Source organism: Massilicoli timonensis (assembly GCF_900199515.1).
Taxonomy (GTDB): Bacteria; Bacillota_I; Bacilli_A; order Erysipelotrichales; family Erysipelotrichaceae; genus Massilicoli; species Massilicoli timonensis.
The window spans coordinates 1,667,999-1,680,427 of record NZ_LT963434.1; the positions used below are offsets into that span (position 1 = coordinate 1,667,999).

Annotated in this window: 12 protein-coding genes; all 12 read left to right on the forward strand. The window is 52.3% G+C overall.

Features of this window, described 5'->3' with window-relative positions; genetic code table 11:
• Nucleotides 1-4 precede the first annotated feature (4 nt).
• The 12 genes from C1712_RS10330 (at nucleotide 5) to C1712_RS10385 (ending at nucleotide 12,407) form a co-directional block, all read left to right on the forward strand.
• Nucleotides 5-1,669, forward strand: a complete 1,665-nt coding sequence (locus tag C1712_RS10330; RefSeq protein ID WP_102269009.1) for a recombinase family protein — start codon at nucleotides 5-7, stop codon at nucleotides 1,667-1,669.
• Between the two features lie 92 nt (nucleotides 1,670-1,761).
• Nucleotides 1,762-1,842, forward strand: a complete 81-nt coding sequence (locus C1712_RS10335) for a Maff2 family mobile element protein (RefSeq protein ID WP_121708447.1) — start codon at nucleotides 1,762-1,764, stop codon at nucleotides 1,840-1,842.
• A gap of 6 nt (nucleotides 1,843-1,848) precedes the next feature.
• Nucleotides 1,849-2,712, forward strand: a complete 864-nt coding sequence (locus C1712_RS10340; RefSeq protein ID WP_102269011.1) for a VirB6/TrbL-like conjugal transfer protein, CD1112 family — start codon at nucleotides 1,849-1,851, stop codon at nucleotides 2,710-2,712.
• Nucleotides 2,713-2,753: 41 nt separating this feature from the next.
• On the forward strand, nucleotides 2,754-3,206 hold the full coding sequence (locus C1712_RS10345) for a SpoVG family protein (RefSeq protein WP_102269013.1): 453 nt from the start codon (nucleotides 2,754-2,756) through the stop codon (nucleotides 3,204-3,206).
• A complete protein-coding gene (locus C1712_RS10350) occupies nucleotides 3,206-3,763 on the forward strand; it encodes an MT-A70 family methyltransferase (protein WP_102269015.1) in 558 nt (185 codons plus the stop codon). The genes C1712_RS10345 and C1712_RS10350 overlap by 1 nt, the downstream gene beginning before the upstream one ends.
• Before the next feature lie 4 nt (nucleotides 3,764-3,767).
• Nucleotides 3,768-4,493, forward strand: a complete 726-nt coding sequence (locus C1712_RS10355; protein ID WP_102269016.1) for a hypothetical protein — start codon at nucleotides 3,768-3,770, stop codon at nucleotides 4,491-4,493.
• 43 nt (nucleotides 4,494-4,536) lie between these two features.
• Nucleotides 4,537-4,971 (forward strand): PrgI family protein, encoded by a 435-nt coding sequence (locus C1712_RS10360; protein WP_102269018.1) that lies wholly within the window; start codon nucleotides 4,537-4,539, stop codon nucleotides 4,969-4,971.
• Nucleotides 4,910-7,348, forward strand: a complete 2,439-nt coding sequence (locus tag C1712_RS10365; RefSeq protein WP_425436027.1) for a VirB4-like conjugal transfer ATPase, CD1110 family — start codon at nucleotides 4,910-4,912, stop codon at nucleotides 7,346-7,348. The genes C1712_RS10360 and C1712_RS10365 overlap by 62 nt, the downstream gene beginning before the upstream one ends.
• Nucleotides 7,345-8,349 (forward strand): phosphoadenosine phosphosulfate reductase family protein, encoded by a 1,005-nt coding sequence (locus C1712_RS10370; protein WP_219718858.1) that lies wholly within the window; start codon nucleotides 7,345-7,347, stop codon nucleotides 8,347-8,349. Before C1712_RS10365 ends, C1712_RS10370 begins: the two co-directional genes overlap by 4 nt.
• Nucleotides 8,291-10,981, forward strand: coding sequence for a CD1108 family mobile element protein (locus C1712_RS10375; RefSeq protein ID WP_102269020.1), 2,691 nt, complete (start codon nucleotides 8,291-8,293; stop codon nucleotides 10,979-10,981). The genes C1712_RS10370 and C1712_RS10375 overlap by 59 nt, the downstream gene beginning before the upstream one ends.
• An 18-nt stretch (nucleotides 10,982-10,999) precedes the next feature.
• Complete coding sequence (locus C1712_RS10380) at nucleotides 11,000-11,245, forward strand: DUF4315 family protein (RefSeq protein ID WP_102269022.1); 246 nt, start codon at nucleotides 11,000-11,002, stop codon at nucleotides 11,243-11,245.
• Entirely contained in the window at nucleotides 11,235-12,407 is a 1,173-nt protein-coding gene (locus C1712_RS10385) for a DUF4366 domain-containing protein (protein ID WP_102269024.1), read from the forward strand. Before C1712_RS10380 ends, C1712_RS10385 begins: the two co-directional genes overlap by 11 nt.
• The last annotated feature ends 22 nt before the right edge of the window (nucleotides 12,408-12,429 follow it).

Consider the following 12,429-nt stretch of genomic DNA (forward strand, 5'->3'; position numbering starts at 1 on the left):
GGTTATGATGAACGGATACGACTACACAGGCATGGACGCAATTCTGGCGGGCAGCTTCCGGGCGGCCATCTATTGCAGGCTTTCCAAAGACGATGACCTTGACGGGGAGAGCGCCAGTATTGCCAACCAGCGGGATATGCTGGAAAGCTACTGCGAAAAGCAGGGATGGGAGGTTGTGGCAGTCTATCAGGATGATGGCTACACGGGGCTGAACATGGAGCGCCCCGACCTGAAACGGATGTTAAAGGCCATCGAGCGCAGGCAGATAAACCTTGTGATAACGAAAGATTTATCGAGATTGGGTCGAAATTACTTGCAAACCGGCACACTGATCGAGGACTTCTTCCCCCGTCACGGCGTCCGCTATATCGCCATGAATGACGGTATCGACACCATGCGGGACAACAACGACATTGCGCCGTTCAAGAACATCCTGAACGAGATGTACAGCAAGGATATTTCAAAGAAGGTACATTCCTCGTATCTTCTGAAAGCCCAGCAAGGCCAGTTTACCGGCTGTGTGGCTCCCTTTGGGTATCGGAAAGACCCGGAGGACAAAAACCACCTGTTGGTGGACGAGGAAACCGCCCCCATTGTCCGGCAAATCTTCCTTTGGGCGCTGGAAGGACACGGCCCCAACTTCATCCGGCGCAGGCTGGAAGAACAGAAAGTGCCTTGCCCTACATGGTGGAACCGGGAACGGGGCTTCCGCAATGTCCGCACCAAATGGGAAAAGAAAGACCCGGAAAACGGGCGGTATATGTGGGATTTCTCCGTGATAAAGGACATCCTGATGAATCCCGTTTATACCGGGGCGATAGCTTCCCAAAAGAAGGACTACCGCTTCAAAATCGGCACCATTGGGGAGAAGAAGCCGCAGGACTGGATTGTGGTGGAGGAACGGCACGAACCGTTGATTGACAGCAAAAGTTTTGCCATCGTGCAGGACAAGCTAAAATCCCGCCAGCGCCCCCGGCAGGACGGGGAAACCAGCCTGTTTGCCGGGCTTATCAAGTGCGGCGAATGTGGTAAGTCGCTGACCATCCGCACCACCCACGCCAAGCACCCGCAGCAGATTTACGCCTGTAAGACCTATGGGGCGTTCGGCAAGAACCATTGCACCCAGCACCGGGTGGAGTACGACACCCTTTACCACCTTGTCCTGAACAAAATCCGGGAGTGCGCCAAGGCTGCCCTGACCGATGGGGAAGCCATTGCCGGGAAGCTGACCAACACCTGCGAAGCCGAACAGAAAGGCCAGCGGGAAGCGTTGGAGCGTTCCCTGACAAAAGACGAGGAACGGATTGAGGTGCTGGAAAAGATGGTGCTGCGGCTCTATGAGGACATGGTTGCCGGGCGGATCAGCGAAGCCAACTTCAATCTCATGCTGGACAAAACGCAGAAAGAACAGGCCGAGTTGAAAGAGCGGGTTGCACAGGGGCGCAAGAAGCTGGCTGATGAAATGCGGCTGGCGATGGACGCCAAACAATGGGTGGACGCCATTCAGGAATATGCCGACATCACGGAGCTGGACGCAGCCATCCTAAACCGCCTGATTAAAGAAATCGTTGTCCATGAACACATCGACAGCGATAAGACACGACACATTTCTATCGAAATTCACTTCAATCTCAAACCCATCCCGGAGGTGGAACAGGTCAAGGGCTGACCTGTCCACGCCGGAGCGGTTCTAAAACAATTCCATATATTTTTTGACACGCCGCCGCCCGCCATCGAGCAAGGTTTTACTCCTATTTAGGGATAAAACAGCTCATGGCGGGCGGAGGTATCGCCCTGGTGGGTGCCACGCTGATTCCGCTGCTCTCCGGCCTGTTCGGTTAATGACGGATGGGCAGTCTGTTTGAATGGATAACAGACTGGATTAAAGAGGGCTTAATTGAAGCGATTACAGGACAATATACCGGTATTTTTGAGTCGGTCAACAACCAGGTTTCGGATGTGGCTTCGCAGGTAGGCCAGACGCCGCAGGGGTGGAATGGCGGCGTGTTCAGTATGATCCAGAATCTTTCTGAAACCGTCGTCATTCCCATTGCGGGAATCATCCTGACATTTGTGCTGGTCTATGAGCTGATTCAGATGATTCTTGAAAAAAACAACATGCACGATTTTGATACCTTCAACATTTTCAAGTGGATTTTCAAGACCTTTGTTGCCACATATCTGCTTACCAACTGTTTCACTATCGTTATGGCGGTATTCGATGTCGCCCAAAATGTGGTAAGTCAGAGCGCCGGCGTGATAAACGGAAGTCTGGATGTCACCGCTGCGCTGTCTGATCTGGAAACGCAGCTTGAAGCAATGGGAATGTGGGAGCTGATCGGTCTGTGGCTGGAAACCAATATCATTAACCTGTGCATGTGGGTATTGTCTATTGTAATCTTTGTCATTGTGTATGGCCGTATGATTGAAATATATCTCACGGTCAGCCTGGCACCCATACCGTTTTCCACGATGGCAAACCGTGAATGGGGGCAGATGGGAACCAATTACCTGCGTTCCCTGTTTGCTTTAGGTTTTCAGGGCTTTTTGATTCTGGTCTGTGTTGCGATTTACGCGGTGCTGGTCCAGTCAATCCCTTCTTCCGGCGATATTCACGGAGCAATCTGGGGTACGGCGGGCTATACGGTCCTGCTGGCCTTTGCCCTGTTTAAGACAGGCTCGCTATCCAAAAGTATATTTAACTCGCATTAGTGCGTAACCAATCTATATTTTCGACAAGGAGGATTTTTCATATGAGTAAAACCAACAATGAAACCATGCAGCCGGAGGTACAGGTGCCGGAGGCGTCCGAGGGCCTGAAGCTGGATGTCCGTGTGCGTCCTATCGCGCCGATGGGGAACCTGCTGGCCTTTGCCAATGTGACAATCGGCGGGTGTTTTAAGATCGACGGCTTCCGTATCTGTTCCGGTGAAAAGGGGCTGTATGTCAATATGCCTTCCACCCAGGACGGGAAAGGGAACTGGAAAGATGTGTGCTGGCCTGTAACGGCGGATTTCCGCAGACAGCTCAACGATGCGCTGATTGAAGGGTACGGCCAGGCGATTGAAAATTTGCAGGCCACGCTTGAAGCGACCAAAGGCGCCGCGGACAGACCTTCGCTGTCCGGTGCGCTCAAAGAAAATGCCGGGAAAGTGAAAGCTCAGCCGGCGAAAGCCGCACCTGCAAAAAATGAGCAGGCCCGTTGATGCAGGAGCAGAAAAAATATGGCATCGTGTATGCGGACCCACCCTGGCGTTATGATATGAAACGCGGAAACGGTGTTGCCGAAAAGCATTATCCCACTATGAGCATTGAGGAAATATGCGCACTGCCGGTTGCAGAACTTGCGGCCAAAGACAGTGCGCTTTTTCTATGGGCTACCTTCCCGCAGCTTAACGAGGCGTTCCGTGTGATGGAGGCATGGGGATTTAAGTATAAGACGCTGGCCTTTTTGTGGCTGAAACAGAACCGGAAAGCAGATTCCTGGTTTTATGGAATGGGCTTCTGGACGCGGAGCAATGCCGAGGTATGTCTTTTGGCGATACGGGGGCATCCCAAACGCCAGTGTGCGGGAATCCATCAGTTTGTCATTTCCCACATTGAACAGCACAGCAAGAAACCGGACGAGGTACGGGATAAGATCGTAAAGCTCATGGGCGACCAGCCCAGGGTGGAACTCTTTGCGAGGCAGCAGACCCCCGGCTGGGATGTATGGGGAAATGAAGTGGAATGTACGGCCATGATGCCGAAACGGAAGGAGTGACCGAATGGAACAGGACGCAAAAAGATTGCTGTTAAAACGGCTGGATGTTTGCCTGAAAGTCCATGCGGATATGCTGGATGCGGATAATATCGGCGCCATTTATGAATTGCAGGACTTGGCGGAGCTCCATTATTACCTGAAGGTGGAGCATGAATTCACACCTGCGGAGGTGGAGGCGCTTCTGGAATTTCAGGACCCTTTGGATGTGGCGCGCTGGTGTAAGGAAGATAACACACATACGCACAGCTTTCCAATCTGTGAACTGTTGAAAGAAATCAATGCGTATGAGCGATTCACAAAGGCAGACCCGGTACCGTCATTTTCCGATAAGTATGCCGAGCTGATGCGGGCATTGACAAAAAACCTCTACGCCTACCGGGAAGAATTGATGTCCTGTGATAAACAGGCCATACTCGGCAGGACCGAAGAAACCGCCGCGGTCATGGCTGCTTACCGCTATATGCAGGATATGTGTTCCCCGAATGAGAAAGAGGTGGATTACCTTCTTCGTTATGATAATCCGCTGAAACTGATTGCGGATCATTGGCCGGACAGTGCGGTTACTTCCGGGGAGGCGGTTCTTTGCGGCGTGATGGAAGAAATAGATTCACCGCCGGAGGAACGGGCACAGTCGCTAAAGTCTATCCGGGAACGGCTGCAACATGCGGCCAAAGAGGTAAAAGATCGTCCGGCTTCAGAAAAAGCGAACCGCAGCGCCGATATACGCTGACGGTACCGGGATTTTGAGATTACGGTGAATGGAGGTGAATCAGATGCCGTATGTACCCGTACCAAAGGACTTAACAAAAGTCAAGACCAAGCTGGCCTTCAACCTGACGAAGCGCCAGCTCATTTGTTTCAGTCTGGCCGCATTGGTGGGGCTGCCGGTGTATTTTCTTACCCGCGGCGCTATCGGTAATTCCGCGGCGGTCCTTCTTATGATTGGACTTATGATGCCCTTTTTCTTCTTTGCCATGTATGAAAAGGATGGGCAGGCGGCGGAAAAGCTGTTGAAGAACCGGCTCCGCTATAAGCTCTGGCCGAAGAACCGGCCTTACCGGACTGAAAATCTTTATAAATCGATTGCCAAAAAGGAGGTATCACAGATTGCCAAAAACCAAGCAGCAGGAGGCGCAGGAAAGACGCCTGCAAAGAAATGTAAAGCAGGCCAAAAAGACCCGCGCCGAAGCAAAAAAGGCAGGACGTAAATCTGCCTTGCATGGGAGACCGCCTAAGAAGGGCGGCCTTTTTTCCGGGCTGAAAGCGGATGCCCCGCAGACGGTCCAGCAGAGTATTCCTTATAAGGAGATGTACCGGGACGGTATCTGCCGGTTGAGCGGTAATTTTTATACCAAGACGGTACAGTTCTTTGACATTAACTATCAGCTTGCACAGGCGGATGATAAGGCACAGATATTTGAGGGATATTGTGATTTCCTCAATTACTTTGACGCTTCCATTCATGTGCAGCTTACTTTTATCAACCAGCGGGCAAATATGCAGGATTTCGCCCGCAGCATCGATATTCCCATCCGCGGCGATGAATACGATGGGATTCGCCGGGAATATGGGGATATGCTCAAAAGCCAGTTGCAGAAGGGAAACAACGGCCTTACCAAACGCAAATATATCACCTTTGGAATTGAGGCGGACGATCTTCGAACTGCAAAAATGCGTCTGGAACGGATTGAGACCGATGTGCTGGCAAACTTCAAGACTTTGGGTGTCCAGGCAAGGCCGTTAAATGGCCTGGAACGTCTGGAGCTGCTTCACAGCCAGCTTCACCCGGACGGCCAGGAGAAGTTCCATTTTGAATGGAGCGACCTGCCGAAAACCGGGCTTTCCACGAAGGACTATATCGCTCCTTCCGGGCTGTCATTTTCCAATGATGGAAAGACTTTCCGGGTGGGCGACCACTCCGGGGCGGTTTCCTTCTTGCAGATTTTAGCCCCGGAGCTGACGGACCGGCTGCTGGCGGACCTTCTGGATTTGAATGACGCGGTAACGGTAAACCTTCATATCCAGTCCATCGACCAGGCAGAGGCAATCCGCAATATCAAACGCAAGATGTCCGATTTGCAGAAAATGACGATTGAGGAACAAAAGAAAGCGGTCCGCTCCGGCTATGACATGGACATCATACCAACGGACCTTGCCACTTACGGCGAAGAAGCAAAGAATCTTTTGCAGGACTTACAGAGCAGAAACGAGAGGATGTTCCTTGTGACGGTTCTGGTGGAGAATATCGCTTTCAAGCGTCAAAAGCTGTTCAATGACATTTTTGCGGCTTCCGGTGTGGCGCAGAAATATAACTGTGCTTTAAAACGCCTGGATTACCAACAGGAACAGGGGCTTATGTCCTCCCTCGCCCTGGGCCGGAATCAGATTGAGATTGAGCGGGGGCTTACGACCAGCAGCACGGCAATCTTTGTACCGTTTACTACCTGTGAGCTGTTTCAGGAAGGCGAAGCCCTGTATTATGGGCTGAACGCTTTAAGTAACAACCTGATTATGGCAAACCGTAAGACGCTGAAAAATCCCAACGGCCTATTCCTGGGAACGCCGGGCAGCGGTAAATCATTCTCCGCAAAGCGTGAGATTGTCAACGTATTCCTTCTGACGGAGGACGACATTATCATAGCGGACCCGGAAAATGAGTACGGGCCGCTGGTACAGCAGTTTGGCGCCCAGGGGCAGGTCATTGATATTTCCCCGACTTCCACCAACTACATCAATCCGATGGATATTAACCTGGACTATTCGGATGACGAGAACCCGATCACGCTGAAAAGTGATTTTCTCCTGTCGCTGTGTGACCTTATCATTGGCGGTAAGGAGGGGCTTTCCCCGATTGAGCGCACGATCATTGACCGCTGTACCCGTCTGGTCTACCGGGATTATTTGCAGGACCCTTGCCCGGAGAAGATGCCGATACTTGGCGACTTGTACGAGCTGCTTTTGAAACAGTCCGAGCCGGAGGCGCAGAATATCGCAACGGCGCTGGAAATTTACGTCAACGGTTCCCTGAATGTATTTAACCATCGTTCCAACATTGATATGAATAACCACCGGGTCCTTTGTTTCCAGTTGAAGTCTCTTGGCAAGGCGCTGAAAGAGATTGGCCTTTTGATTATGCAGGACGCGGTGTGGAACCGCGTTACCGCCAATCGCTCCAAACATAAGACAACATGGTTCTATATCGACGAATTCCACCTTCTTTTGAAGGGGCAGACGGGAAGTTTCAGTGTTGAGATTTGGAAACGGTTCCGAAAATGGGGCGGCATACCGAGCGGTCTGACGCAGAATGTAAAGGATCTGCTGGCCTCCCGTGAGATTGAGAATATTTTTGAAAACTCAGACTTTATCTACATGCTGAACCAGGCGCAGGGAGACCGGCAGATTTTGGCGAAACAGTTGGGGATTTCCCCGCACCAGCTTTCTTATGTGACCCATTCAGGACCCGGCGAAGGGCTTTTGTTCTTTGGAAATGTGATTATTCCATTTGTCGATCACTTCCCGAAAGACACCCTGCTGTACAGCGTACTTACCACGCGCCCGGATGAAGTTGCGGAGACCGGTGCATGAGCGTCTATACCAGACAGGATTTAAGTATCATGCAGGGGTGGCCGTTAGAGAGAAAAATACAGGTCACACAGACGAAGATTATTGAGTGGTATCTGCATTTTGACGGCAAAGTGGCGGTTTCCTTTTCAGGCGGGAAAGATTCAACGGTGCTGTTGGATTTGGCGCGCCGGGCTTACCCGGACATTCAGGCGGCTTTTGTCAATACCGGACTGGAATACCCGGAAATCCGGGAGTTTGTCAGGACGGTTCCAAATGTCACATGGCTGCGCCCAGAGATGCCGTTTCATAAGGTAATAGAGACTTATGGCTATCCTGTCATTTCAAAAGAAGTGGCGCGGCGTATTTATTATGCCCGCAGGGGCAGCCTTTGGGCGATTATGCAGTTGCAGGGAATGAACCGGGATGGTTCTTCTTCAAAATTTGCACAGCGGTATGTAAAGTGGGCGCATCTGGTTGATGCGCCTTTTCTGATCTCGGATCAGTGTTGTGCGGTAATGAAGGAGCGGCCTTTGGACCGGTTTACCAAAGAAACGGGTCTACAACCTATTATCGGTACGATGGCCTGTGAGAGCATACGCCGCCAAAGAGCATATCTGTCTACCGGCTGTAATGCTTTTACCAAGAAACAGCCATCTTCGCAGCCTATGTCTTTCTGGATGGAACAGGACGTGCTGCGATACCTGAAACGGACCGGGATTCCTTACGCTTCTGGTATTTACGGCGACATTGTGGAAGGAAACGGAAAACTCGTTACCACCGGAGCTAAACGCACCGGATGTATGTTCTGTATGTTCGGCGTACACCTGGAAAGGCGGCCCAACCGGTTTGAAAAGATGGCATTGACTCACCCAAAGCAATATGACCTTTGTATCAATCGCTTAGGGTGCGGAAAAGTGCTGGATTATATTGGAGTCCCTTATGGATTTACAGGAGGTGATAACAATGCCACGGGACAGGGAATTTCAAAGGAAAAAGAAAGATACCCGGATGCCGGTCCGTGATTCCCATGCGGAGGAAATTGCAGGCACCCGGCAAAAAGAGCCGGATTTTGACCTTCGACGTGCGCGGGATGCTCCTTCCTCTGCGGGTACTGGCCGGAACCGGAAATATAGCGCCGCAGCGCAGCCGGCAGCGGAGGATTTACAGCAGTCTGCTTTCGATATGCCGCAGCGGGAAGATGTTTCCATACCGGAGGAACCGGAAGGCAGGGATTTGGATCATAAGCCTGAAAGGGAATCCGATGTGGGAGGCACTTCTGTTCAGGAGTCCACAACACCGGAAACACACCGGAGGGATTTCGGATATGAGGATCGCCGGCATGAAGATTCTTTCAGCGGAGATTCTGACACAGGACGCCCGGTGCGGGAGGAATCCAGCGACACGGCCCATTCCGGCCAGACAGAACGCCGCCGTCGGATGCACCAGTATGGCAACAAGTACCAGCAGCGTTTTCAGCAGGCGGCGAAGGCTGAGGAACCACAGGAGAAACAGCCTGGAGCAGCCGAAGGAGAACCGAAGCGCCCTTCCAAGTTGGAGTTTACCGCTGACGAGCTGCCGCCGGAGACAGCGGATAAAAAGCTGACCCAGGCAAGGCGCAGAGCCGAGCGTGTGGAAAAGAAGCTGGAGGACGCCGAGGCGCGTCTGCCTTCCCGGAAAAAACTACGGATGGAAACAGCTTCCGACCCGGAGACCGGCAAAGCGAAAAAGAGGCTGAAATTTGAAAAAGAGGTAAAATCCCAACGCGCCCATGTAAAGGGTTCTCTGCCCCTACGCCCGGTGAAGGCAGGCGCAAATACTGCAATCGGGTACGCCCACAGAAAGGTGTATCAGGTGGAGGAAGAAAATGTAGGTACGAAAGCGGCGCACCGGATCGAGCTTGCAGGCGAGGCCGGGGTACGCACTTTGTACCGGCGCCACAAAACCGCACCGTACCGCAGGGTAACAAAGTTACAGCAGAAATCGGCCAGAGCCAATGCCCGGCTTGCTTACTGGCAGGTATTACAGGACAACCCGGAGCTGAAGAAAAATCTTCTTGCCCGGATGTGGCAGAAACAGAAACTAAAGCGACAGTATGCCAAAGCAGCCAGAGAAGCGAAAAAAGCGGGAAATAGAGCAAAGGACACCGCTGTTACCACGGAAAAAATCGCTGCCGGAGTGGTTCACGCCATTAGGCGCCACCCGGTTATCTGCGGAATTGTGGTCCTGCTCCTTTTGGTATTTTTCCTGATCACCTCCCTGTTTTCTTCTTTTTCCAACCTGGGGACCGGAGGGCTGGGGAGTTTGGCGGCTTCTACTTACCTGGCGGACGATGCGGACATCAACAATGCGGAGCTTAACTATACCGAATGGGAAACGGATCTGCAAATGCAGATCAACCGTGTGGAGACGGACCGGCCCGGTTATGACGAGTACCGCTATAATATCGGCGCCATTGAACATGACCCCTATGTTTTAATGGGGTATCTTACCTCTGCTTATCAGAACTTTACTTATACGCAGATTGAGGGCGTCCTGCGGCAGCTTTTTAGCGAGCAGTATTCCTTATCCTTTACGGAGGAAACGGAAATCCGGTACCGGACAGAAACCCATGTGGACCCGGAGACTGGCGAGGAAACCGAGGAAGAAGTGCCTTACGAGTGGCACATTCTGAATGTAACGCTCACATCTGCCCCTCTGGAAAACCTGATCGTCTCACGCATGAGCGCCGACCAGAAAGAAATCTGCGAAATCCTTTTGCAGACCAAAGGAAACCGCCAGTATGTGAAAAATGTATTTGGCACGAACTGGCTGCCCTATGTTACCAGCTACTACGGCTACCGGGTACACCCGATCAGCGGGGAAAAGAATTACCATACCGGCGTTGATATTGGCATGGCCCAGGGTACGGAAATCCTTGCCGGGCATGACGGAACGGTCACGCTGGCCGGCGAAGCAGGCGGATATGGCCTGTGCGTTGCCATTGAGGGCGAGGCTTACGAGGGGCATACCCTTACAACAAAATACGGGCACTGTTCGCAGGTTCTTGTGTCGGCAGGCCAGGAGGTAAAGGCCGGGGATGTGATTGCAAAGGTTGGCAGTACCGGGAATTCTACCGGGCCTCACCTGCACCTGGAGGTGCTGGTTGACGGGCAATACCTGAATCCTTTGTATTTTGCCGATACCGGCGATACCAGTGAGCGGCACCTGCCGGCGGCTGGCGCAGGCGGTACGGGCAGCTATTTTGACTATGACATCCCGCCGGAGGCTCTGGAGGATGAACAGTTTGCGCTTATGATTGCGGAGGCGGAAAAATACCTGGGCTATCCGTATGTGTGGGGCGGTGCAAGCCCTTCCACTTCGTTTGACTGTTCCGGTTATGTATCGTGGGTAATCAATAACTGCGGTGTGGGCTGGAACGTGGGAAGGCTGACTGCGGATGGACTTTTGGGTGTGTGTACGCCTGTATCGAGCGCGGACGCAAGACCGGGCGACCTGATCTTCTTCCAGGGTACTTACAACACTAGCGGCGCAAGCCATGTGGGAATCTATGTAGGCAATGGAATGATGATCCATTGTGGAGACCCGATTTCCTACGCAAATATCAATACAAGTTACTGGCAGCAGCATTTTTACACCTTTGGGCGTCTGCCATAACAGATTGGAGGTAACAAATTGAACCCTAAAATTGAAAAACTGGCAAAAGACATTGAAAAGACCAAAGCAAAGATTGCGGAGCTGCAGGCCAAGCTCCGCGATTTGGAGAAACAGAAAACGGAGCTGGAGAACACCGATTTTGTGGCGGTGGCCCGCAGCTACCACCTGACACCCCAGGAATTGGCCGAATTCTTAAAGACGCGGCAGATGGCACCCTCACAGGAGACATCGCCGCAGGAACAGGAGGACATGAATGAGGATTAAACGGATTTCTTTCTTCATGGCACTTGTGTTTCTCATAAGTGCCATGAGCTTACCCATGACGGCCTTTGCCGCCGGGGGCAAAGATACCACGCCCCCTACGCTTACGGCGGTGCTGGACGGCGAAACGGTAAAGATTGAGAGCAGCGATGACAATTCCGGGGTAGAGGCGGTCTATATTGACGAAAACCGCGTCAATTCCCTTACGGATGGAAAAGCCTCTGTCGCGCTGAAGGATTATGCCGGTACGGACAAAAAAGTGAGCGTTTATGCGGTGGACTATGCCGGAAACCGTTCAGATGCGGTAAAGTTTGATAATCCCTATTATAAGGAACCGGAGCCTGCGGAGACACCGGCTGTACAGTCTGTGCAGTCCCAGGCATCTTCTTCCGGCAGTACCGGCGCCCAAGGCGGTAATTCCGGCAGCGGTGCATCCAGTACAGGTTTCGCTTCGAGCAGCACTGTTACCCAGAGCAGCGGGAACGGCGGTACAGAAAACTCCGGCAGCAGTTCTTCCGATTCATCGGAATCTGTTTCTTCTATCCCGGAGGGCGCATTTACCCCGGAAGGCACCGGTACGGTGCTGGATGAGGCTACCGGCGAGGGAGACGACAAACAGTTTTATACCATCACAACCGAAGCGGGAAATGTGTTCTACCTCATTATTGACGGGAAACGTGACAGCAACAATGTTTACTTTCTGAACGGCGTTACTGAGGCTGACCTGATGGCCTTAGCCGAAAAGAGCGACGGCAGCGTGAGCGTGATCCCGGAAACGGAGGTATGCACCTGTACGGATAAGTGCGAGGCCGGAAACGTCAATACGGATTGTCCGCTTTGTAAGAATGACCTGAATGGCTGTACGGGAAAAGCGGCGGTCACGGAGCCGGAAGAACCAGACGAACCGGAACAGCCGGAAAAAGACAGTGGCAGCGTTGGCACGATCATTTTTATTGTGGTCGCCCTGCTTGCTGTCGGCGGAGTCGGTTACTATGTCAAGATCGTGCGTCCGAAGCAGCAGGCGGAGGATGACGAAGAATTTGACGAGGATGAGGCTTACGGAGAAGGTTTTGACCCGGACGAGGCTTACGGTGAGCCGGATTATCTGTCGGAGGATGATTTTGACGACAGGACTTCGGAAGGCAATCAGGAGGACGGCGAATAAGGAGCCGTCCTTCACTATTTAT

Excerpts from the sequence above, each read along its gene's own strand:
- C1712_RS10330 (WP_102269009.1), top strand. The coding sequence starts at position 5 with ATGATGAACGGATACGACTACACAGGCATGGACGCAATTCTGGCGGGC.
- C1712_RS10340 (WP_102269011.1), top strand. The coding sequence starts at position 1,849 with ATGGGCAGTCTGTTTGAATGGATAACAGACTGGATTAAAGAGGGCTTA.
- C1712_RS10345 (WP_102269013.1), top strand. The coding sequence starts at position 2,754 with ATGAGTAAAACCAACAATGAAACCATGCAGCCGGAGGTACAGGTGCCG.
- C1712_RS10350 (WP_102269015.1), top strand. The coding sequence starts at position 3,206 with ATGCAGGAGCAGAAAAAATATGGCATCGTGTATGCGGACCCACCCTGG.
- C1712_RS10355 (WP_102269016.1), top strand. The coding sequence starts at position 3,768 with ATGGAACAGGACGCAAAAAGATTGCTGTTAAAACGGCTGGATGTTTGC.
- C1712_RS10360 (WP_102269018.1), top strand. The coding sequence starts at position 4,537 with ATGCCGTATGTACCCGTACCAAAGGACTTAACAAAAGTCAAGACCAAG.
- C1712_RS10370 (WP_219718858.1), top strand. The coding sequence starts at position 7,345 with ATGAGCGTCTATACCAGACAGGATTTAAGTATCATGCAGGGGTGGCCG.
- C1712_RS10375 (WP_102269020.1), top strand. The coding sequence starts at position 8,291 with ATGCCACGGGACAGGGAATTTCAAAGGAAAAAGAAAGATACCCGGATG.
- C1712_RS10385 (WP_102269024.1), top strand. The coding sequence starts at position 11,235 with ATGAGGATTAAACGGATTTCTTTCTTCATGGCACTTGTGTTTCTCATA.